The organism is Maridesulfovibrio sp. (assembly GCF_963677005.1).
In the GTDB taxonomy this organism is placed as follows: domain Bacteria; phylum Desulfobacterota; class Desulfovibrionia; order Desulfovibrionales; family Desulfovibrionaceae; genus Maridesulfovibrio.
Genome location: NZ_OY781616.1, coordinates 3,167,556 through 3,189,101, shown reverse-complemented (window position 1 = coordinate 3,189,101; position 21,546 = coordinate 3,167,556). Strand labels below are relative to the sequence as shown.

Sequence of the window (21,546 nt, the reverse complement as noted above, 5' to 3'; positions counted from 1 at the left end):
TCCCGCCTGATCATATCAGTGCGGGATTTTTTAATTATAACCGTAAGACAGCATGCCAGGACAATCCCGGAAAGCCGGAATTGATGCTGTATAAAAATATCCACTCTTCAGGGGGAACTCACAAATGGGCAACAGCCAACTGGACCAGAAAGCGGTCAACGTTGTCAAAGGACTGATCATGGATTCCATCCGCAAGGCCAATTCCGGTCATCCGGGCGGTTCCATGTCTTCGGCAGACTTCGCCTACGTCCTTTACAAGGATTTTCTCAAATTCAACCCGGAAAATCCGGACTGGTCCGATCGTGACCGCTTTGTGATGGCTGCAGGGCATGAATCTCCGCTGCTCTACTCCATCCTGCACCTGTGCGGATTCCTGAGCATAGAGGACCTCAAACAGTTCCGTCAGCTCGGTTCCATAACCCCCGGTCACCCGGAACATGACATGACCCCCGGAGTGGAAGCTACTTCCGGTCCGCTGGGACAGGGCTTCTGTATCGGCGTGGGCATGGCTACGGCTGAGGCCTTCCTAAACGCCAACACCTGTGATGATGTAGTAGACCACCACACCTACGTTCTTTCCTCCGACGGTGATTTCCAGGAGCCCGTATCCCTTGGCGCAGCCGCACTGGCCGGACTCTGGGGACTCGGCAAACTCATCGTTTTCTACGATTCCAACGATATTCAGCTCGCAGGACCTACCAGCAAATGCGACTGCACCGACTTCAAGAAAGTTTTCGAAGCCATGTGCTGGCATGTAATTGAAATCGACGGACACGACCACGAAGCTATCCGCGAAGCAGTAAAAGCCGGTCAGGCCGAAACTGCCCGCCCGACCATAATCATCGGCAAGACCGTCATGGCCAAGGGTGCCGCCACCTGCGAAGGCAGCCATTCCACCCACGGCTCCCCGCTTTCCAACGAAGAAATCGAAGCAACCAAGAAATGCTTCGGTCTTCCCGAAAAAGAAACTTTCTACGTACCCGAAGACGTTGTGGAACACTTCCGCTCCCGTTTTCCGGAACTCAAAGCCGCTGCAGAACAGTGGAAGGGAAAAAGCGATGCAGCCCTGGCTGCGGACGCAAAAATCGCCGCTTTCTGGACCGAAGCCAACAAACCGCGCAATGAAATCAAGCTCGCACTGCCCGACTTCGAAGCCGGACAGAGCATCGCCACCAGAAAAGCATGGGGCGCCTGTCTTGATGCCATTACCGATGCCCTGCCCACCCTTGTGGGCGGTTCCGCAGACCTCGATCCCTCCAACCAGACCGCGAACTTCCGCAAAAAGGTCGGAGACTTCGCCATTGACGGCAAAAAAGCCCGCAACCTCGCTTTCGGCGTGCGTGAATTTCCCATGTCCGTCATTCTCAACGGTATGGCCCTGCACGGCGGCGTAATCCCGTTCGGTGCCACTTTCCTGACCTTTTCCGACTACTGCAGAAACGGCATGCGCATGTCCGCCCTACAGCATCTGCCGGTCATATACATCTACACACACGACTCCTTCTATGTCGGCGAAGACGGACCCACCCACCAGCCCATCGAACATGTAGCCTCTCTGCGGCTCATCCCGAACATGCTGGTGCTCCGCCCCGCAGATGCCCGCGAAACCGCAGCATGTGTGGAACTCGCCATTGCACAGACCAAGCGTCCTTCCTCCCTCATGCTTACCCGTCAGGGACTGCCCGTGCTCGACAAGGCCGAGTACCCGCAGGTCGAAGAAGGAGTAAAACGCGGCGGCTACATCATCAAGGACTGCGAAGGCACTCCGGATATGATCGCCATTGCAGCAGGTTCCGAAGTATCCCTTGCAATCGAAGCAGCATCCATGATCAAGGACAAAAAGATCCGCGTGGTCTCCATGCCTTCCATGGAACTCTTCGAAGAACAGGATCAGGAATACAAGGACTCCGTAATCGATCCCAAAGTAAGAACCCGTGTGGCCGCCGAAGCCGGACGCCCTGAAATCTGGTACAGATATGTAGGTATAGACGGAGCAGTGCTCGGCATCGATCATTTCGGCGCATCAGCACCTGCCGGACAGCTCGCCGAGAAGTACGGTTTCACCGCCGGAAACCTCGCCGAGATCATGAAGAAGCAGTTTTAGCTTTAATAGTCGCATAAAGCCTTCGGCGACCCTGCTGGGAGCCTTAAACCCTTTGAAAAGGGTTTAAGTTTTTAACGGGGCTTCGCCACCTTGGACGACTAATTGAATTGCACACTAAAAAGCCTCCGACAATATGCCGGAGGCTTTTCTTATTCTGTTCAATCAACCGGTCTATTCCACAAGCGCATCGGCCACGGCTACACAGACCGCCAGCGCGGCGTGATCGCTCTGCCCGGAAAATTCCTTTCCGTCTTTGCTCAGGGTCGCGCGCCAGTCGGTTTCCGTCATGCTGCCGCGACTTAAGTCCTCCAGCTTGAAGGAATATCCTTCCGCTTCCATTTGCTCGGTAATCTTCAGAGCATCATGGATATCATCCATGGCCCGCTCCGGCATGCTGTCGCCGAGCCTGTCCTGCAGCACGGCCTGAAGACTTTCATACGTATATTCTGCCAACTTATCTCCTCCAAAAAGCACAATTATCCGATGCGCCACGGGTCAACCGAACAGCCGGCAAATCTATATATCCCCGGAGAAAACCGGCAGGATAGCCGGGACCTTTCTAGGGACAAAAGATTCGGACTAATTGTCCATGGCATCCTTGGCTTTGTCTTTCATATCATCATACGTGTCCTTGGCCTGATCACCAAGTTCGTCCATTTTGTCTTTTGCATGATCAACGGCCTGGTCAAACTGCTTGCCGAGTTTTTCGCCAGGACCTTCATTATCTCCGCAGCCGTTAACAACGGCGAGAGCGGTAACCATGCAGAGCAGTAAAATTAATCTTTTCAACCAATTCATATCAACCTCTTGTCTTTTTTAATAACCGACGCAACCAGTTTACTGCGGCTAAGCATTTTCCTCTAACTCCGTGAGGGACCGAAAGGCGGAGCAGATTCCGCCGGAGTATCAATGCAGCTTACTGCAGCCCAAGCTCAACTCTCGGCCCGGTAGATTTACCGGTTGCCGACAGGCCTTTCAAGAACACCCGTTCCGGCGGTATTCCGGACTTTTCCGTAAGAATGTTGCGAATTTTTTCAGCACGCTGTCTTGCCAGATCGGCAAGCCCGGTATCGGTAATTTTTATGTGGTCACGCAGGGCCTTCTCCATGTCAGGCACCGGCAGAGTCTCAACAAAACCCAGAAAATTTTTAGGCTTTTCAAACGGAGCTTCCTTATAGGCATCTTCAAGATAATCAGGGTACTCGTCGTCTGAAATGGTCACGTCGGCAACACTCGCCGGAGCCTTTCCGTCAGCTTCCAGTTCCAGATACTTGGGCATGGCAACCTGACGCCTGAACTCGGCTTCCTCCATGGCCGGAATATCATCCGGCGCGCTGAAGCCGCTTATTTCAAGCTTGAGTCCGGGGCGGTCCACCATGGCCTTGGCAACCGACTCTACCTTGGCCATCTCGTCTGCGGAGAGATCGGCTGTACCCGGCTTGAAAGCCAGCACGTCCATATCCTCGCTCCCTCCCACAAGGGCTCCGATAAGCGCGAACGGCGATGTGACCGCCTTGACGATCAGGTTGACGATAGCCCGCCCGATAACGCGGCCAAGCCGGAACTGCGGGTCAGAAAGGTCTCCGTCAACCGGTATATCGAGCCGGATATTACCGCTGCTGTCCCTGAGCAGGGCCAGACCGAGACCGATAGGAATATTCGGGGCGTCAGGGTTGTCGACCTTATCCCCCACATCAAACTGATATATGTCGAAAACATTGTCCACGGAGATATATTTGCCGCGCAGCTTTACCGCAACATCCGAACTGAGCATGCCGGTACTTACAGGATAGGCTATGAATTTTACCGTGTAGGGAGAAAGCTGGGTCATATCCAGATTGGCCAGCGAAACCTTGATGTCGGTATCCACTCCTTCGGGGACCGGCTGGATGAATCCCTCGGCAACCAGCGGTGCCTGCTGGTCAAGAGTCGCATTGAATGAAAGGTCCATGCGGTCGCCGTGGGGGAGTTCAAGATTACGGACCGCAGAGGCCATCTTGCCTATCTCCAGCTTGAAAGCAGGGGATACCGCCCTATCGGTAAAAACCACCGTACCGTTGGACATGAACATCCTGTCCACGAAAATTATATTGTCCTCTTTCTGCTCCGCAGTAGGAGCTGCGGGCTGGCTATCCTGCTGCAGGGCGGTTTCCACTTCACCCGACTCCGCTTCAACAACTTCATCTTCAAGCTCACCATCGGCGACAGTGGCGTTTACAGGGGCTGCCCTTTTCCCGGTCAACATGCGGATGGCGTTAATGGTCCCGTCCTTTTCGCGAACCAGATTTACTTCCGGTTCCACAACCCCGGCAGACTCGACCTTGATGCGCAGCGGGGCAGAAACAAAATCAATGCCGCGCAACGCAAATTCATTCATATGAAAAAAGCGGCTGTTATCGTGATTGTCACGGATAAGCAGGTCCTTCAACTGTACTTTTCCCTTATAGGCAGCAACGGGATCTTTTGCTGCCGAAAAATCCCACTTTCCATTCACATCGATATGTCCGCGGGCTATGTTGAACTGCATTTCTGCCGGCAGATATCCGTTGAAATCACGCAGACGAAATTTACGCAGACGAACGGAACCACTGCCTTTCAGAGACTGCGGACCGGCCTGCCCCCGGACACTCAGGCTGCCGCGGCTGTTGATAACCGCATCGACCGCAAGCCTGAACGGATTTTTTTCAGGGAATGACAGATCATCGACACCGACCCTTATGCCGTCTATTCTGGTTGTGGTCTTTACTGTGGCGGCCCTGTCCACAAACTCCACTGCGGATCCGTCAAGGAGAAATCTGTTCAGGATCACCTGCCACTGTCTGTCGTCCACATCCGCACCGTTGTTCTCGCTTTTCTCTTCTGCCGGTTCCGGTTCCACTGCCGGTTCGGATTTTCGGGACTCAGCTTCTTTGAGTCCTTTATCCAGATATCCCAGAAGGTCTATCCGGCCTTTTTTATCCCTCAAAAGACGGAGAATAGCCTTGTTCAGGTTGATGGAATCAATAAATACCGACCGCTCCCCGACATCCACGGTGCCGTTAGCCAGAGCGAATCCGCCGAGTCCCACAAGGGTCTTGCCGCCGCCTTTTGGTGTCAGAGCCAGATTATCCAGCCCGAAACGAATGTTGCGCAGGCGTGCAACCTTGCTTTCCGGCGCAATGTTGAAATCGCAACCCAGTCCGATCTTTCCGGACGCAACCCCGAGGGGAAGGTTGTCCAGATAAGCGCCGTAGTCCGGGATATCCAGATCCACCACCGAAACCGTGCCGTTTACACAGAAAGGCTTAAGCATGACCTCTCCATGCCCGCTGATGACCTCTGTGGAATTGGAACCTATGTTGAAATTGTAATCTCCGGCGGAATCATTGGTGATGCTCAACTGCCGGGCATTTATGTAGATGGGGCTGATTTCTTTATGAAAGCCGTTGCTGAAAGCGTTGTCGGTAAAATCGACCCGACCGTTTTCCAGCACAAAATCGCCTATCATAGCAGCCGGAGCCGGCCCTTCTTCCTGATGTTCCCCTTCCTTGGATTTCTCCCCGGCCTCAATGGAAGGAGCCAGGTAATCAAGTAAATCCGGGGAACCGTCCTTTTTGAGTCCCACTTTCAGGTAAGGGTCGGTCAGCTTCAATGAACCTATTTTTATGATCCGGCGCAAAATGCTGAGTTCGTCAAATTTCAAGGCCAGTTCGGTGAACTTGAGCAGGGTCGGACCTTTCCTCGCGGCAAGGTCGAAATTGCCGATGCTGACGTCTCCCTTGACGAGCATCTTGGGCAGAAGCCTTTCGCTGCGCTCGAAAGCAAGGGTCAGGTTGGTGTTCAGATTGCCGCTCTTGAGCACGGTTGTCTCGTAGATGGGCAGGTAGGCCCAGTAATCGGCAAGCTTGGCGTCATGCAGTGAAAAATCAAATTCCGTCCGCAGGGAGGTGTTGAAGGGCAGGGAATGTCCTTTGAGAGAAAACGGAGTGCCGTTGATGACCATGTCCAGCGAAGGCTGAACCTGTTTCTCATTGTCCCTGCGCAGAGAAGATGTGAACGGGATACTCAGGTTGATATCGGAAACAACGTGCCGCACATCCCGGACCTTGTCGTAAACCCGGCAGGTACCGTTGTGGATGGCCATGTTGCGCAGAATGAACGGAAATATTTCATCGTTTTTGGCAGCTTCATCATCCGCAGCCCCTTCCGGAACAAGGTCTGAAACGGAACTTCCCCCGCGGAAGATGGAAACGTCCACCTGAGGATCAATTATCTCAATACGGTCCAGAGCGGCGGAGAGACGAAAAATGGAAAAGCCGTCAACATCAATGTCCAGCGTCCGAAAGGAAAAAAGATTCCCCTCGCCATCCTTCTTACCTATGCTCAAACCGCCGATCTGCAGACGAAGCGTGTAAGGGTTGAAATCCACGCGCTCTATGGACACCGGCCTGTGCAGCAGCTCAGGAAGCTTGGAAACAGCGACTTTTCTGGCCGTAAACGGAATAAGGAAAAACCCGATAAGGGTATAGAAGACGAGCACTGTTCCAACAATTACCCCCGTCTTGCCCCATCTGCTCAGTTCCGCCCAACGGCGGTGTATCTTTTTTAACATGGAACTCTCCGCTACATGCTTGTTTGCTGTCCTCATGATAAACACGATATCAATTCAGTACATTATTATCCGCTGAAAGGACAGCTTCGCTCCGGGATTAACGTAATACTGATGTTGAATTAATATAAGGTGACTGCTACTCTGACTGCGAAATCAATTTTGCTGTAAAAATGAGGGGTCATGACAGGATCAATATATAAAGTTACTCCGGTAACAGCCACTCTTCCCGGAAAAGCTGCGCGATTTTCAGCGGTCCTGATCATCTGGCTGTCTGTTTTATGCGCCCTTCCGGCTCACGCCTCCACACTTCAGCTAACCAACCTTGTTCTGGACAACCAGGCCGGTGCAATCATGGCCCGCTTCGGCATTGAACTGCAGACCGATACAAAAGTGGAAGAAGCATTGCTGAACGGCGTACGATTGAAACTCGAATGCCGAGCCCGCCTGCTTGAACACCGGAACATATGGACCGATTCCGAAGTGGCCGGGAAGACCTACTCAAACAGACTCTACTACGACTCTCTAGCCAAACAGTTTGTGCTTGAAAAACAAGGTTCCGACAAAATTTACAAAAATCCCAGCCTGAGCATCCTGTTGCGAGAGGAATGGAAGAACATCGTTCTCGACCTCGGCCCGTGGTCTACCCTGCAACGCGGAGAGCGATACAATCTCAGGCTCAAAGTCCGTCTTGACCAGACCGATGTACCGGCATGGCTCAGAAACACTCTTTTTTTCTGGTCCTGGGACGTGGTTCCCTCCGCCACCTATCGGCTTGACTTCACCTACTGAGCATGGCTAGAGGGCAGACATGACGGACAAACCCATCAGAATAAGCGTTCCCGATACAAAGGAACGAAAACGGAGGCAGCGTGAATACTTCATCGCCTTCCTCTGCCTGGTGATTTTTGTTGCTCTCGGATTTGTGCAGCTCAAGTATATCGGGGTCAATTCCTACCTTTTCGTTGGCCTCTTCAACGTTAATTTCATCCTGCTGCTGATCGTCCTGTTCATCGTCGTGCGCAACGGAGTCAAACTGCTGCTTGAGCGCCGCAGAAAAGTGCTGGGCTCCAAACTGAGGACCAGGATGGTCCTTTCATTCATGTCACTGTCACTTATCCCGACCCTGCTCATGTTTTTCATGGCCATGCAGTTTGTTCAGGTTTCCGTGGATTACTGGTTCAAGAATCAGGTTGAGGAATCCATGGTCCAGTCCCTTGAGCTTGGCCGGGCCTTCTACGCCTCGGCCCAGGAAGGTCTCGAACGGCGCGGCATGAACATAATCGAAGCAATCAAGGAAAGCCGCTACGCCTGGGGCGGCAAAAGCATGAAAAAATTTCTGGGCAAGAAACTCGGCGAATACGATCTCGGACTGCTGGGAGTCATCCAGCCGGACGGGAAAAAACTGAACTGGTACTCTCAGGAATCGTGGGACAAGGCGTGGTCGGAGATCGACCCCAAGGTGGACTGGGACGACCTAAGGAAAAATCCGCGATTCTGGTCGTCAATACACCCCATGCCCGGCAATGACATGGTCATAGGGATCATGCCCGTGGATGAAGGCAAAAGCGGCTTCATGATCCTCGGTGAAAACATCGGGCAGGGGCTGCTCTATAAACTGGACCGGGTCGTACAGGGGCTTGATGAGTACAAACAGCTCAAGACCCTGAAATATCCGCTCAAGATGAGCCTGTATCTTACGCTCGGAGTCACCACCCTGCTGATCATACTGGGTTCGATCTGGTTCGGCTTCCGCCTTTCCAAGGAACTTTCCGCGCCGATTCAGGCCCTCGCGGCAGGCTCGCAGCGCATTGCGCGCGGTGATCTTTCCGTGCGTCTTGAAGACCGTTCTGATGACGAACTGGGGTTCATGGTCCAGTCATTCAACCGCATGGCGGAAGATCTGGAAGAAAGCCAGAAGAGCCTCAAGACTGCCAACGAAAGGCTTGCCCAGCAGAATCAGGAGCTTGAAAGACGCGGACGCTACATGGAAGCGGTGCTGAACAATATCACCGCAGGGGTTATTTCCCTTGACGAAGAAGGCAAGATCAGCACCGTAAACTCTGCAATCGAGGAAATGCTCGGAATTGACGCCCGGTTCGTGCACGGCAAGGATCCGCTTACCCTGCTGCCGGAAGGCGAACTCTCCTCGCTTATTTCCGATGCCCGTTCGCATATGGCCAGCAGTCCCTATTCCCAGTGGCAGCGGCAGCTTTCACTTACAGTGGACGGGCGGCACAGAAAATTTCTGGTCAACGTTGTTGCTCTCAAATCCGGTAAATCAAGCACCGGTATCGTGGCTGTTTTCGAGGACATCACCGAACTGGAAAAGATGCAGCGCATAGCAGCCTGGCGGGAGGTTGCACGCCGCATAGCGCATGAAATCAAGAACCCCCTTACCCCGATAAAACTTTCCGCGCAGCGCATGCAGCGCAAATTCGGTCCGGAAATAGAGGATGAAGTCTTCAGGGAATCAACCGATCTTATCATCTCGCAGGTGGAACACATGCAGCAGATGGTGCAGGAATTTTCAGCCTACGCCAAACTGCCTGAAGTGGTCTTGAAACCGGATGATATCACCACGCTGCTTGAAGAAATCGTCAGCATGTATCGCAACAGCCACAGCAATATTTCATGGAGCCTGAAGCTGCTTTCCGAGCTGCCGTGTCTGGAACTGGACAGGGAGGCCATGCGCCGCGCTTTGATCAATCTGCTGACCAACGCAGCAGAAGCACTTGACGGATGCGACCGTCCGGCTGTAAGCCTCACCGCCATGCACGATGCCACTCTGAACTGGCTCAGAATAGAAGTGCAGGACAACGGCCCCGGACTTTCCGCTGACGAACGCTCAAGAATGTTTGAACCATATTTTTCCCGCAAAAAAAGCGGCACCGGACTGGGCCTGACCATAGTCAAATCGATCATAACCGATCATCGCGGATTCATTAGAGTAAAACCGGCAGATCCCCACGGAACGGTCTTTGTTATAGAACTTCCGGCCTGATTATTTAAAGGCCCTCTTGCCTGATCACCATAATCATGTTTTAACAATATTATTTACCATGCTTGATCGTATCATGTCCGTCTGGCGCAGACCCGGAGACGGCCGTAACAATGTACACAGGATTTTAATATGATTCCGGACAATACCGACAAAAATTCGCCACGCATACTTATTGTCGAAGACGAATCCATCGTTGCTCTGGACATCAGAGGCAGACTCAACCACCTGGGCTACACAGTAACGGGAGTAGCTCCCTCTGGTGAAGTAGCCACAGTAATGGCTGCTGAACAAACCCCGGACCTGATACTGATGGACATCATGCTTGAAGGGGATATGGACGGGATAGATACTGCCGAGATCATCAAGGCCGAGCTGTCAATACCGGTTATATACCTCACCGCTTATGCGGATAACGAAACCCTGACGCGCGCAAAAATCACAGAGCCTTTCGGATATATAATAAAACCCTTTGAAGACCGTGAGTTGAACCTGACCATTGAAATGGCCCTGTACAAATACAAAACCGAAAGCACCTTGAACGAAAACCGGCGCTGGCTGACAACAACGTTCAACAGCATCGGGGACGCGGTCATAACCACCGACCATCACGGATGCATTAAATCTGTCAATAAATCAGCGAGCTTCATGCTGAGTGAGACAACAGAAACCCTGTGCGGACACAATTTTTGCGATAAAATCAATATCCTGGATGCAGGCAGTCTCAAGCCAATAAAAATATTTCAGGAATATGAATCAGGAACCATTCTCAACGATGCCATCCTCAAGACAGAGAACCGCATGGTTCCTGTTTCGATAAATATTTCTAATATTGAGGAAAAAAACCATACTATCGGTGTTGTGATAGTTCTGAGGGATATCTCGCAGCTGAAAAACAGTGAAGCGGCACTGAAAAACAGCCTGAAACAACTTCGCCGGACCTTCGAAGAAACAGTTGTCTCACTGACGGCCATGTCCGAAAAGCGTGACCCTTACACCTCCGGGCACCAGCAACGGGTGGCAGAACTCGCCTGCAGGATAGCCGTCAAGATGAACATGTCTGCTGAGGAAATCAACTGCATTCGAATTGCCGGGATACTCCATGATATCGGAAAGATATCAATTCCGGCCGAAATTCTTTCCAAACCGACAAGACTTACGGACCTTGAAATGGGCCTGATGAAGACACATTCCGAAGCCGGATACGAGATTCTAAAGAGCATCTCCTTCCCATGGCCCGTAGCCAAAATAGTTCTGCAGCACCATGAACGTATTGACGGAACAGGCTACCCCAACGCCCTCGCCGGTGACCAGATTCTTCCTGAAGCGAAGATCATTGCCGTGGCCGATGTGGTAGAGGCTATGAGCTCCCACCGCCCCTACCGTGCCGCTCTGGGGCTGATGAGGGCCATGGACGAGATTATTCGCGGTAGAGGCACAACTTACGATGCCATGGTTGTGGATGCCTGCACACAGGTAATTGAAAACGACAAATTTTCCTTTGAGTTTTAAATGAGCAAATCAATACTGATTGTAGATGACGAGGACGGCATCCGTTATTCCCTGCGAGGAATTCTTGAGGATGAAGGTTTCAGAGTCAACGATGCCGAAAACGGAGAAGAAGCGCTCCGTATCCTTTCCGAGGATCAGCCCGATCTGGTTTTTCTGGACATCTGGCTGCCCGGAATGGACGGTCTTGAAGTGCTGGACAGAATCAAAAAGGAATGGGACTGGCTTCCGGTGGTAATGATCTCCGGTCACGGCAACATAGAAACCGCTGTTTCCGCCATCAAGAAAGGCGCGTTCGATTTCATAGAAAAACCGCTGTCCCTTGAAAAGGTCGTTATCACAGCGGAAAAGGCCGTGGAGTTTTCGCGGCTGCAATCGGAAAACAAAGCCCTGAGAACACGCATAGAAACCGAGCAGCCGGCAAGACTCACGGGTGAGTCCGGGCCGGTGGCATCCATGAGAGAAGTCATCAGTCAGGTAGCACCAACAGATGCCTGGGTACTCATCACCGGGGAAAACGGCACAGGCAAGGAAATTGTCGCCCGTTCCATCCACTCGCAGAGTCTGCGCTCCGAGAAACCGCTGGTTGCCATGAACTGTGCGGCAATCCCAGAAGAACTTATCGAATCCGAGCTGTTCGGACATGAGAAAGGAGCCTTTACCGGGGCGGAAAAAGCCCAGGTCGGTAAATTCGAGCTTGCTGACTGTGGAACTCTTTTTCTTGATGAAATCGGCGACATGAGCCTCAAAACCCAGGCAAAAATCCTGCGCATCCTGCAGGAACAGCGTTTCGAACGAGTGGGAGGCCGCAAGACCATAAACGTGGATGTGCGGGTAATTGCTGCCACAAACAAGGACCTCTTTCAGGAAATTAAAAACGGCAATTTCCGTGAGGACCTTTACTACAGGCTGAAAGTCTTCCCGCTGGAAGTTCCTCCGTTGCGCGCCCGGTCCGAAGACATCCCTCTGCTCATAAACGAATTCATTACCCGGTTGAACCGTAAGCACGGCTTCAAACCGCTGATATTCACAGAGGCGTCGTTCAAGGCCCTGTGCCGCTACTCCTGGCCGGGAAATGTACGCGAGCTTAAGAATTTTGTTGAACGCATGCTGATCATGTACGGCGGCAAAGAAGTCGGACCGGAAAAACTTCCCCCGGAAATATTCGACAATGCCGGACAGGAACCGGAACTGCAGGCCCAGAGTTCCCTTCCCCTTCCCGAAGGAGAGGTGGATTTCAAACAGGCCCGCGCAGATTTCGAGGCTCAGTTTCTGGAAACAAAACTACGGGAATACAAGGGGAATGTGTCCAGACTGGCAGAAGCTGTAGGTCTGGAGCGCAGTTCGCTCTACCGCAAGCTCAAGGCTTACGGTATACAGGTTGAGTAGCTTTATAATGTTGCTTCCCAACAGATAAACCAATCCAAAGCTGCATCCGCTACAAATAAAAACAGCCGCAATCAAACCGATTGCGGCTGTCATTTTCTGCAAAGTAAAATTTCTAATCCATGGAAGTGATATTAAAGGCCACGGAATAGAAATGGTGCGTAAAGTCAACGTATTCTACAGGGACTTCCTTGGGGACATCGATTCGCGCCTGAGCAAAGTTGACTATGCCCTTGATTCCGCCATCCACAAGATAGTTTGCGGCACGCTGTGCACGTTCTGGAGGGGTGGTGATAATTCCTATTTCAAGCCCGAGTTCATCGACCCTTCCCTTCAACTGGCGGGTGCACACAACCTCGAGGCCGGAAACTATTTCACCTATTTTATAGGGATCGCAATCGAATGCAGCTCTGATGGAAAATCCTCTCAGGGCAAATTCCTTATGCCTGAGCAGAGCTCTACCGAGGTTACCGACGCCGACAAGGGCGCAACCCCAGACCCGGTCAACGCCGAGAGACTGCTTGATTGATGAGATAAGCTCATGAACATAATAGCCTACACCGCGCACTCCGAACTCACCGAAGTAAGCTAAGTCCTTACGTATCTGAGAAGGATTTACGGAACACGCCTTGGCAAGCTTTTCGGAGGAGATTACCTCAACTCCATCTCGTTTGAGCCCGGTCAGTACTTGTATATAAACGGCGAGCCGTTTGATTGTCGCCTTGGGGATATTTTGGGTTTTCACTTTGATTTCCTGTTTTCAATGCCACATGGCCCGAAAAGTATGGGTAGGATGATTTGATCAGCCTGGACCTGGAACCTTCGTTAATCATGATAATTCGGCTCATCGGCCCATATATCAACCTCTGCCGCCTTCTCCGCCACCTTCCATTTGTTTTATATACACTAAAACCCTTTGCTTCGGCTACCCCACACACCCCAAATAATGAATTTATGCAGGCTATTATAGCCGAGATGCCTGTCAAACCCCAAAAACAGGCACCAAAATATGTGAAAAAATTAACAATAGCAGTAAAAAAAAGGAGGTCCGAAGACCTCCTTCAAATATATCCGAATCCTGAATACTAGCCTACGAGGGGGTTAGCGAAGAGCAGGATCAGGTTTACAACGAGAGCGTAAATAGCGAGAGATTCAACGAATGCAAGACCGAGGATGAGGGTAACGGTGATTTTACCACCAGCTTCGGGGTTGCGAGCAGTACCTTCACAGGCAGCTTTCAGGCCGAGACCCTGGCCGATACCACAACCGGCAGCAGCAATAGCCATACCGATGGCGGTAGCAGTAGCGGTAGCGGAAGCAACTTCGGGAGCTACGCCGGAAGCGAATGCTGCGCCTGCAGCGAGAACCAGAGCCATGGTGTTCAGAACGATAAGCAGAGCTTTACGCATTGTAAAATCCTCCAAATATAAGTTTATTTAAGTGGTCGTACGACCATTTCCCCAAATTAAGTTTGCCTTCAACTGTTTCGCGTCAATCCTAGTGTGCGTCTTCCAGAGAGCCTTTCAGGTAAATCATGGTAAGCATGAAGAAGATGAAAGCCTGGATAACCTTTGCCAGCATGAACAGGAAGTACATGGGCAGGGTTGAAACAACAGGAGCAAGCAGGAACAGAAGAACGAGAACGATTTCCTCACCGCGGATGTTACCGAACAGACGAAGGGTAAGCGAGAGCGGACGGGAAATGTGAGAAACTACTTCGATGATGAACATCAAGGGAGCCAGGGCCGGAATGGGGCCCATGAAATGCTTGATGTATCCTGCACCGTGCAGTTTGATACCGATGTAGTTGTAGTAAAGAAAAGTAGCCACTGCCATTGCAGCGTTGGTGTTGACGTTCGCAGTAGGAGCGTCAAATCCGGGAACAAGGCCCATCAGGTTCAGAACCAGAATGTACACGAAGAGTGTACACATGAAAGGGAATACCTGGCGTCCGCCCTCACCAACGTTGGTGACGACAAAATCTTCCAGCCCGCCGATAATTATTTCGGCAAGGTTCTGTACTCCTCCGGGAACCAGACTGAGTTTTCTGGAAACAATGAAACCCAGAATGAAAAGAACACACATACCGAACCAAGTGTACCACACATGGTTTGGAATATGAGTTCCCAGAGCGTGGTTAAGCTCTGTCATGATCAATAATGGATGCGGTAAACCTCCAGCCATGATCCTTATGCCTCCTTCACTTTTTGCCGAAATCCGGCTACGCCCCAAAATATCGCATTCACAACTACTGTACTAAGACCTGCCAGAAGAGCGTAAATCGAACACTGCCCCCAGACTATAAGTCCGTATAAGACCAGCCCCGATATAATAAGCCGGCCGTAGAAGCGAACCAGCAAGGACACAACTGCGCCCTTGCGCATATAAGCCAGATGCTGACCGAATTTGGCCAGCGACCAGAAGTTGAACGTAATCAGAACCGCTCCGGCTGCGAGACCAAGTGCCCAGTGGGCAAACCCGAAAGTCACAGCAGCTATAAGACATGTTCCGGCAGCAAGGTACAATTGATTTCGCACCAGACTGCGTACGTCCGGATGAGTAAAGCCCCGCCTGTGGAGGAATAATTCAACCTTCTGATTTATTTTCATTGTTGCCAGGACCTTTCCCCCGATCCTTTTTCTGGATCCGCTGCACTTCATCATAAACATTCTTGAAACCGGCAGCGATTCCTAAGCACAAGAAAATAAGTAGAAGCCAAGGCTTCGTACCCAACCATTTATCGAGATACCACCCGATACCCAGCCCCACAAAGGTGGCGGCAACCAGATGCGTTCCAATCGTAGCGGCATTGCCGATAAGATCCAGAACCTCTTTGTTCCCCTTAAAAAAGAGCATTGCCACATTTCCTTGCAGTGTGGAGATGGATTTTTGCACAAAAAAGACTTTGCGCAAACCTTCACAAGTGAATTCCGTCTAGCACAATCACCGGAGCAGAGTCAACGGAATCTTTGGATTCAGGGGTTCAGTTTCACTCATATTTTCAAGCGAACACCCCGGCCTCCATCTGCCGGACGAAAATCTCTGAAAAGTCATATCCTTGAACCATAATCAGCGCAACAGCTAATTTCTTTTTGAATGGGCGTTCAGTGCATTTTGGCTTCCTGTTAATTCATAATGCCTCATTTTAATAGGATCTTTTTATTTGTATAAATTTTCACAATCAGTTTTCCAGAACTATCGGCAGTGTACAGTTTTTGCGGCACACCATAGCAAAAAAAACTGAAATAATTTCACGCAGCCCCACCGGTGGCAAGTGACAATTCCGCTTTAAGCAAGTAGGATTAAGGAAGTATTTTTCACGTCATTTTTTCAAAACAGGAAATATTTTATTTTTATGGACGCAAAAGAATTATCGCCGGAAATGCTCAGTTCCCGCACAGATCCCACTGAGATCAAATACGAATCAAGTATTGATATACCTGAATCCACAGGGGATTATGACCTTTTTCAGCCAAGGGCGCTGCAGGCTTTCCGTATGGCCCTGGCCATACGGGGGACATGCCACAATCTTTACCTTTCCGGGGATGCCAATCTCGGACGAAGCTACTTTGCCAGAGAATATTTCAAACTTAGGGCCGCAAACCGCCCAACTCCGCCTGACCAGTTGTATCTGCACAATTTTTCGCACCAGGACCGCCCGATCGCGGTCAACCTTCCTGCAGGCAAGGGTAAGGAATTCAAGGAAGCCCTTGCGGATGTAACCGCTCAGATAAGGGAACAGCTCCCGGCGTGGTTTGAACGGGAACCTCATGTAAAGGCCCATGAAAAAATCTCCAGAACTTTTCAGGACGAACGCGAGGATATGTTTTCCAAAATGGAAGACCTGGCCAAAGAGCGCGGATTCAGCCTTGAAATCGACGATCAGAACGGGCTGACCCTGATTCCGCTCGTGGAAGGAAGAATACTCAACGACGAGGAATTCGAGCGTCTTGACCCGGAACTGCGTAAAACCCTGCGCAATTCCGCAGACGACCTGCTGATCGAAATTACCGCCATTCTGCGTCGCATCGGCAAGACGGAAGAGGGGTTCCGCAAGGACGAGCGCAAGCTCCATCAGGAAACAGCCAAGGAGATGCTCAAAGAACAGCTGGCTCCACTGCACAAGGATTATGACAGCTTCGAGACAATCAGGGATTATCTGGACGACATTGAATCCGAACTTATCGACAACATCGACCTGTTCATGGCACGCGAGCAGCCGAGCCCTTCGCCGCTGGCCGGACTGAATCTTTCGGATGCGTCCCCGGCGGACGATCTTTTTTCCCGCTTTGACGTCAACCTGCTTGTGGATAACAGCGAGACTGAAGGTGCCCCGGTGGTCATGTCCGACCACCCCACCCCCTTCAATCTGCTCGGCTCCATTGAAAGGGAATCCGAAATGGGCGCCCTGTATACCGATTTCACCCTTATAAGGGCCGGTGACATCCACAAGGCCAATCACGGATACCTGATTGTATATGCCGACGATATCCTGACTACTCCGTCATCATGGGAAGGACTGCTGCGTGCGTTGCGCACCGGGCAGGCCAGAATTGAGGACCCGGGCGAAGGCGATCAGGTCAGGACCAAAACCCTGGAACCGGAACCGATTCCCCTTGACCTGACCGTAATTCTGATCGGATCGGAGGATACGTACGAACTGCTGCTATACAATGATGAGCGTTTCGGAAAATATTTCAAGCTCAAGGCACACATGCAGCTCTATGCCGAGCGCAATGCCGAAAATATTGAACGGTTTGTAAGGGTCCTCGGCAAGATAATCACCGATGCGGAACTGCTGCCCTTTGAGCGCAGTTCACTGGCACGCATAGTGGACCACTCCAGCAGACTGGCCGAAGATCAGACAAAACTATCCCTGCGCATACCGCTGATCAAGGAAATGATGGTGGAAGCCTCGGCCCTTGCCGCACTGGACGGCAAGAAGACGGTCGATCTTCCGGCCATCGGCGAAGCCATCTCCATGAAGGACTTCCGTTCCAATCTCTATGAAGAGGAATTCATGACCGAGTATGACCGGGAGGTCATCAAGGTTGAAACCACCGGAGAAGGGGTGGGCCATGCCAACGGACTTTCCGTAACCCTGTTCGGCGATTATGAATTCGGGCTTCCGCACCGCATTTCCTGTACCGTAGGAGTAGGACACGGGGGCATCCTCGACCTGGAACGGGAGGCCCGCATGGGCGGTCCCATCCACACCAAGGGGATGATGATCATCAAGAGCTGTCTGGTCCGGCTCTTCGCTCAGGACAAGCCCATTGTCATGACCGGAAGCCTGTGCTTCGAACAAAGCTATGCTGGTATAGAAGGCGATTCGGCCTCGGGAGCGGAGCTTGCCGCGCTCCTTTCCTCTCTTTCCGGAGTGCCTATTAAATATGATTATGCTTTCACCGGCGCGGTGAGCCAGTCCGGGATGATCATGGCCGTGGGCGGAGTCAGCCGCAAGATTGAGGGATTCTTCGAAGTCTGTCGCCGTCGCGGGTTCAATGGCAAACAGGGTGTTATCTTTCCTGCTGATAATGTGGTAAACCTTATGCTCAGAGACGAAATCATCGAAGCCGTGCAAAAAAAACAGTTCCACATCTACCCGGTAACAACCATTGAAGAGGCCATGCTGATACTGACCGGTGTAGAAGCCGGGGAAGTGGACGGAAACGGTAAGTTCCCGGAAGGATCATTATACCGCAGAGCGGACGACCGTCTCGCGGAACTGGCCAGACTGGCCGCACAGGCGGAGTGTAGAAAACCGTAGCCGTTATCACACTATCAATGGAAAAGACGGTGCCGAACTAACGAACAAGACAACATAGAATATACAGGGAAAGACATGTCCAATTCATGGATAAAGGAAAAAATGCCCGAATTTGTCCGGGATACATTCAGGGATTTCTGCCTGGCCGGCAGTGCTCTGGAAGAGCAGTTCGAAACTTTTGACCGGGAACGGAGCGTCAGTTTCGAAGTCCTCAACGACCTCATCGGAAGCAATATGCACAAGGGACTTTTATGGAGACTCAAGGACACCGCCCACCTGCTTTTTCAGAATGAAGATGACAACCACCTGTCCGGGCGTTTTCTGGACTGGGGAATGGGATATATCTTTCACGAAGCCTTCAAACTGCGCGAAGACTCCTACCAGAACCTCAACTACGCACCGCTGTTCTCCAATCTCAGAGGCAAGGACACCACTCTCCCTGAATCGGAAATAGGCCAGGACTTCGTGCAGGTGGTGGAACAGACCGAAGAAAGCATGGAAAGGGAAATAAGCCGCATAAGATTCATTATCGCCCGCTGCCGTAAACTTTTTCCCATTTATCTGAGCAGTCACAAGGACAACAGCCTGCTTGGCAGATTGCTTTTTTCACAGAACATGCTCATACGTGAAGTTTTTCGTGAGGAATATGAGATCCTTGTGGATACAATTTACGGGGATGAACCGGAGATGCTCTTCGTGCTGGCTTCAAGGAGCCTGCGAATGGGGGGATGGATGGAAAAGGCCGTAGAGGCCACATCCCAGGCATATAAATTGAACTCCAAAAACCCCAAGGTGTTGCAAGAAAAAGAAATAGTTGATAACTGGTCGAAAACAGTTAATGTATAACTAGCTAGTAAATGGGTACCCAGTTAATTTTCTAAAATTGAGAGGAGGCCTCTGAAAATGAAAAAACTGATCTGGCTCGTGGTTGCCTTCAGCCTGATGTTCGCGTGGGGATGTGCCAAAAAGCAGGTTCCTCAGGACGAAGTTGTTGTGGTTGAAGAAACCCAGGTAGTGGTCGTGGAAACGCCCGAAGAAAAAGTGGAGGAAGTCGTTCCGCCGACCCCCATGGAAATCTACGAAAGCGAATACAAAAATCTGCCCACTTCCCATGTTGTGACCAAAGGCGAATGCCTGTGGTGGATTGCTGAATATCAGCAGATTTACAATGATCCCTTTATGTGGCCCCTTATCTACAAGGCCAACAGGGACCAGATCAAGAATCCTGATCGCATTTACCCCGGTCAGAATCTTGAAGTTCCCCGTGCGGGATTCAGCCTTGAAGAGGTAAAAGCGGCCCGCAAACAGGCCGGTGCTTCCTGGAAGGCCCTTGATCCTCAGGAAAATGCCGTAGTGCCCGGTGAAATGAAAGCCGCTCTCGGTTACCTGTAGGACTCAAGTTCAATTCGGAATAAAAAAGTCGGTTGCCCGTCAGGGCAGCCGACTTTTTTATTGGTGTTCTGTTTACAGACCATATAATACCAACCGACCTCTTAAGATCACTTCAAATCTTAACAAACGATTCTCAGCACTCTTTCCTCAGCATTTCCTTGCCAAGCAATCTAGGGCCTGAATTTGATGCGCATAGCGCTTTTTATCATTTGATTACGCCGCCTTCAGCCAACGCGCTATTATCCCTAGAGAAAAGATTTCCACAACGCCAATAAACGCAGCAGCACAGCGTTAAGTTTATGATCGGACCAAAACCAAACAGAACAAAAAAGGCCGGGAGCAATCGCTCCCGGCCAAAGGCATCAGGTTTTTAGAGACAGTCGTGCCGGTTCTAGAAAGAGTAAACCAGGCCCACTGCCAGCTTGAGGGCAGGATCATCCTTGCCATCACGGTTGGGATCGTAGTTTTCCCAGGTATCCTTATCAAGGTCCATGTTGATGTAGCCGAACTCCACGATAGCTGCCAGTTCGTCATAGATCTGGTAGTTGGTATTGAAGTCGACTTCAAAAGCCTGATCCTCGGTGGTCAGGAACATGCCGTCGGCGCTGATGTTGGTCAGGCTTCCGGCGGCAGCGTTTCTGATGAGGTCCTTGTCGTTGGTACCTTTGATATACAGGAAGTAGATATCATGGCTCAGTTTGTCGAAGAAGGAAATGTCTTCAAGACCGAAACCGATAGTCCAGAAACCGAACTGCTGGTTGCTTTCCATGTCGGTGGAAGTAAGGGCGGAACCACCGAAATAGTAGGTACCGAATGCCCAGTCCTTGTTTACAACGGCAAGACGTTCGGAACCGTTATCGGTGTCATCATCTTCACCGGAAGTATAGGCGAAGAGCAGTTTGGGAGTTACGAAATCAAGCCCGCTATAGGCAAGAGATGCGTCCATACCCCAACCGGAACGGTCATTGCGGCTTTCGTCCGCATCAACTGCGCCGTATACAAAGTCGGCATTGAATACGATGGGGTCGAACATATTGAAGGTGAAGGAAGAACCGAGCCACCATGCGGTAGCATCATCGGTGAACGGGGTAGCCATGGGACCGGTAAGCCCTGCCATACCGGACACTGATGAATATGTATCCTTTCCGATAAGGCCGTACATGAAGTACGGATTGGCTTCAATTCCGTCAAAAGTAAGCGGAACAGTCGCAAAAAAGAGATCCAATTCGTCCTTGGCATTCATTGCGGTGGTCGTGGTGTGGGCGTTATCGGTGGCGTTCTTGTCATAAGCGCGGACATATCCGAGCGAAATACCGATTTCATCGGTAATGGGAGTGCTGACGACAAATGCACCGGCGTCAATATCGGCCAGAACCATGTTGTTGGCAGCTGCACCCGGCAGGTCAATCGAAAAAATACCTGCGGTGGTCAGGACTTCTGTTCCTGGGAACCGATACTGGATAAACATCCTTTTCACACCGAGCTCACGGTCGGAGGAACCGGAGTTCACATCGGAATCGGAACCGCCTATGCGGGTTTTGTATTCAACGTACAGTTCACTCATGAGGTTTTCATTGGCAACAAAGCGAAACTGGGTACGGGCACGGAAATAGAAGTTGAGATCATCTTCCTGATTACCGTTATGATCCGCAGCCAGAAAATCACTGTTATCCATGATGTTGGCCTGAAACTGGAACTTTCCTTTTGCTTCAATATCCACTGCCGATGCGGTCCCTGCCAATCCGAGCACCATAAAGGAGAGGATGGCGAGAAGTACCATTTTTTTCATGATTAAT

At 51.2% G+C, this 21,546-nt stretch carries 17 protein-coding genes; 8 read left to right on the top strand and 9 right to left on the bottom strand.

All coding sequences use genetic code 11. The annotated features are described in order from the left end of the window. The first annotated feature begins 124 nt into the window (after positions 1–124). A complete protein-coding gene (gene tkt, locus ACKU4E_RS14125; protein ID WP_320171723.1) occupies positions 125–2,104 on the top strand; it encodes a transketolase in 1,980 nt (659 codons plus the stop codon). 171 nt (positions 2,105–2,275) lie between these two features. On the opposite strand, the gene ACKU4E_RS14120 is transcribed toward tkt, so the two are convergent. The 3 genes from ACKU4E_RS14120 to ACKU4E_RS14110 all read right to left on the bottom strand — a co-directional run bounded on the left by ACKU4E_RS14120 (position 2,276) and on the right by ACKU4E_RS14110 (position 6,695). Beyond that, positions 2,276–2,557 carry a hypothetical protein gene (locus tag ACKU4E_RS14120; RefSeq protein WP_320171722.1) on the bottom strand — a complete coding sequence of 94 codons (282 nt, stop codon included), beginning with the start codon at positions 2,555–2,557 and terminating at the stop codon, positions 2,276–2,278. Between the two features lie 126 nt (positions 2,558–2,683). Then, positions 2,684–2,902 carry a YtxH domain-containing protein gene (locus ACKU4E_RS14115; RefSeq protein WP_320171721.1) on the bottom strand — a complete coding sequence of 73 codons (219 nt, stop codon included), beginning with the start codon at positions 2,900–2,902 and terminating at the stop codon, positions 2,684–2,686. A 118-nt stretch (positions 2,903–3,020) separates the two neighbouring features. Continuing rightward, positions 3,021–6,695, bottom strand: a complete 3,675-nt coding sequence (locus ACKU4E_RS14110; RefSeq protein ID WP_320171720.1) for a DUF748 domain-containing protein — start codon at positions 6,693–6,695, stop codon at positions 3,021–3,023. A gap of 180 nt (positions 6,696–6,875) precedes the next feature. Between ACKU4E_RS14110 and ACKU4E_RS14105 the strand changes: the two genes are divergently transcribed. The 4 genes from ACKU4E_RS14105 (at position 6,876) to ACKU4E_RS14090 (ending at position 12,591) form a co-directional block, all read left to right on the top strand. Next, positions 6,876–7,484: a DUF4390 domain-containing protein gene (locus ACKU4E_RS14105; RefSeq protein ID WP_320171719.1), complete on the top strand. Its 609-nt coding sequence runs from the start codon at positions 6,876–6,878 to the stop codon at positions 7,482–7,484. A 19-nt stretch (positions 7,485–7,503) separates the two neighbouring features. After that, on the top strand, positions 7,504–9,696 hold the full coding sequence (locus tag ACKU4E_RS14100) for an ATP-binding protein (RefSeq protein WP_320171718.1): 2,193 nt from the start codon (positions 7,504–7,506) through the stop codon (positions 9,694–9,696). Positions 9,697–9,825: 129 nt separating this feature from the next. Then, complete coding sequence (locus ACKU4E_RS14095) at positions 9,826–11,205, top strand: HD domain-containing phosphohydrolase (RefSeq protein WP_320171717.1); 1,380 nt, start codon at positions 9,826–9,828, stop codon at positions 11,203–11,205. Beyond that, positions 11,206–12,591, top strand: a complete 1,386-nt coding sequence (locus ACKU4E_RS14090) for a sigma-54 dependent transcriptional regulator (protein ID WP_320171716.1) — start codon at positions 11,206–11,208, stop codon at positions 12,589–12,591. Positions 12,592–12,703: 112 nt separating this feature from the next. Here the strand turns inward: ACKU4E_RS14090 and ACKU4E_RS14085 are convergent, their stop codons facing one another. The 5 genes from ACKU4E_RS14085 to ACKU4E_RS14065 all read right to left on the bottom strand — a co-directional run bounded on the left by ACKU4E_RS14085 (position 12,704) and on the right by ACKU4E_RS14065 (position 15,444). Beyond that, positions 12,704–13,333, bottom strand: a complete 630-nt coding sequence (locus tag ACKU4E_RS14085) for a redox-sensing transcriptional repressor Rex (protein WP_320171715.1) — start codon at positions 13,331–13,333, stop codon at positions 12,704–12,706. A gap of 340 nt (positions 13,334–13,673) precedes the next feature. Further along, on the bottom strand, positions 13,674–13,997 hold the full coding sequence (atpE, locus tag ACKU4E_RS14080) for an ATP synthase F0 subunit C (RefSeq protein WP_320171714.1): 324 nt from the start codon (positions 13,995–13,997) through the stop codon (positions 13,674–13,676). A gap of 88 nt (positions 13,998–14,085) precedes the next feature. After that, positions 14,086–14,772 carry a F0F1 ATP synthase subunit A gene (atpB, locus tag ACKU4E_RS14075; protein WP_320171713.1) on the bottom strand — a complete coding sequence of 229 codons (687 nt, stop codon included), beginning with the start codon at positions 14,770–14,772 and terminating at the stop codon, positions 14,086–14,088. 5 nt (positions 14,773–14,777) lie between these two features. Next, on the bottom strand, positions 14,778–15,197 hold the full coding sequence (locus ACKU4E_RS14070) for an ATP synthase subunit I (RefSeq protein WP_320171712.1): 420 nt from the start codon (positions 15,195–15,197) through the stop codon (positions 14,778–14,780). Next, on the bottom strand, positions 15,175–15,444 hold the full coding sequence (locus ACKU4E_RS14065; RefSeq protein WP_320172642.1) for an AtpZ/AtpI family protein: 270 nt from the start codon (positions 15,442–15,444) through the stop codon (positions 15,175–15,177). Before ACKU4E_RS14065 ends, ACKU4E_RS14070 begins: the two co-directional genes overlap by 23 nt. 499 nt (positions 15,445–15,943) lie before the next feature. Between ACKU4E_RS14065 and ACKU4E_RS14060 the strand changes: the two genes are divergently transcribed. The 3 genes from ACKU4E_RS14060 to ACKU4E_RS14050 all read left to right on the top strand — a co-directional run bounded on the left by ACKU4E_RS14060 (position 15,944) and on the right by ACKU4E_RS14050 (position 19,750). After that, positions 15,944–18,358, top strand: coding sequence for an ATP-binding protein (locus ACKU4E_RS14060; RefSeq protein ID WP_320171711.1), 2,415 nt, complete (start codon positions 15,944–15,946; stop codon positions 18,356–18,358). Between the two features lie 75 nt (positions 18,359–18,433). Further along, the gene (locus tag ACKU4E_RS14055; protein WP_320171710.1) at positions 18,434–19,204 is read left to right on the top strand and encodes a hypothetical protein; all 771 of its coding nucleotides are present in this window, start codon (positions 18,434–18,436) and stop codon (positions 19,202–19,204) included. 57 nt (positions 19,205–19,261) lie between these two features. After that, positions 19,262–19,750 (top strand): LysM peptidoglycan-binding domain-containing protein, encoded by a 489-nt coding sequence (locus ACKU4E_RS14050; protein WP_320171709.1) that lies wholly within the window; start codon positions 19,262–19,264, stop codon positions 19,748–19,750. Between the two features lie 391 nt (positions 19,751–20,141). On the opposite strand, the gene ACKU4E_RS14045 is transcribed toward ACKU4E_RS14050, so the two are convergent. Further along, complete coding sequence (locus ACKU4E_RS14045) at positions 20,142–21,539, bottom strand: outer membrane homotrimeric porin (RefSeq protein WP_320171708.1); 1,398 nt, start codon at positions 21,537–21,539, stop codon at positions 20,142–20,144. Between the last annotated feature and the right edge of the window lie 7 nt (positions 21,540–21,546).

Bases quoted from the DNA above. Each gene is read 5' to 3' on its own strand.
- tkt (WP_320171723.1), top strand. From the start codon at position 125: ATGGGCAACAGCCAACTGGACCAGAAAGCGGTCAACGTTGTCAAAGGA.
- ACKU4E_RS14115 (WP_320171721.1), bottom strand. From the start codon at position 2,902: ATGAATTGGTTGAAAAGATTAATTTTACTGCTCTGCATGGTTACCGCT.
- ACKU4E_RS14110 (WP_320171720.1), bottom strand. From the start codon at position 6,695: ATGTTAAAAAAGATACACCGCCGTTGGGCGGAACTGAGCAGATGGGGC.
- ACKU4E_RS14105 (WP_320171719.1), top strand. From the start codon at position 6,876: ATGACAGGATCAATATATAAAGTTACTCCGGTAACAGCCACTCTTCCC.
- ACKU4E_RS14100 (WP_320171718.1), top strand. From the start codon at position 7,504: ATGACGGACAAACCCATCAGAATAAGCGTTCCCGATACAAAGGAACGA.
- ACKU4E_RS14095 (WP_320171717.1), top strand. From the start codon at position 9,826: ATGATTCCGGACAATACCGACAAAAATTCGCCACGCATACTTATTGTC.
- ACKU4E_RS14090 (WP_320171716.1), top strand. From the start codon at position 11,206: ATGAGCAAATCAATACTGATTGTAGATGACGAGGACGGCATCCGTTAT.
- atpE (WP_320171714.1), bottom strand. From the start codon at position 13,997: ATGCGTAAAGCTCTGCTTATCGTTCTGAACACCATGGCTCTGGTTCTC.
- atpB (WP_320171713.1), bottom strand. From the start codon at position 14,772: ATGGCTGGAGGTTTACCGCATCCATTATTGATCATGACAGAGCTTAAC.
- ACKU4E_RS14070 (WP_320171712.1), bottom strand. From the start codon at position 15,197: ATGAAAATAAATCAGAAGGTTGAATTATTCCTCCACAGGCGGGGCTTT.
- ACKU4E_RS14065 (WP_320172642.1), bottom strand. From the start codon at position 15,444: ATGCTCTTTTTTAAGGGGAACAAAGAGGTTCTGGATCTTATCGGCAAT.
- ACKU4E_RS14060 (WP_320171711.1), top strand. From the start codon at position 15,944: ATGGACGCAAAAGAATTATCGCCGGAAATGCTCAGTTCCCGCACAGAT.
- ACKU4E_RS14055 (WP_320171710.1), top strand. From the start codon at position 18,434: ATGTCCAATTCATGGATAAAGGAAAAAATGCCCGAATTTGTCCGGGAT.
- ACKU4E_RS14050 (WP_320171709.1), top strand. From the start codon at position 19,262: ATGAAAAAACTGATCTGGCTCGTGGTTGCCTTCAGCCTGATGTTCGCG.
- ACKU4E_RS14045 (WP_320171708.1), bottom strand. From the start codon at position 21,539: ATGAAAAAAATGGTACTTCTCGCCATCCTCTCCTTTATGGTGCTCGGA.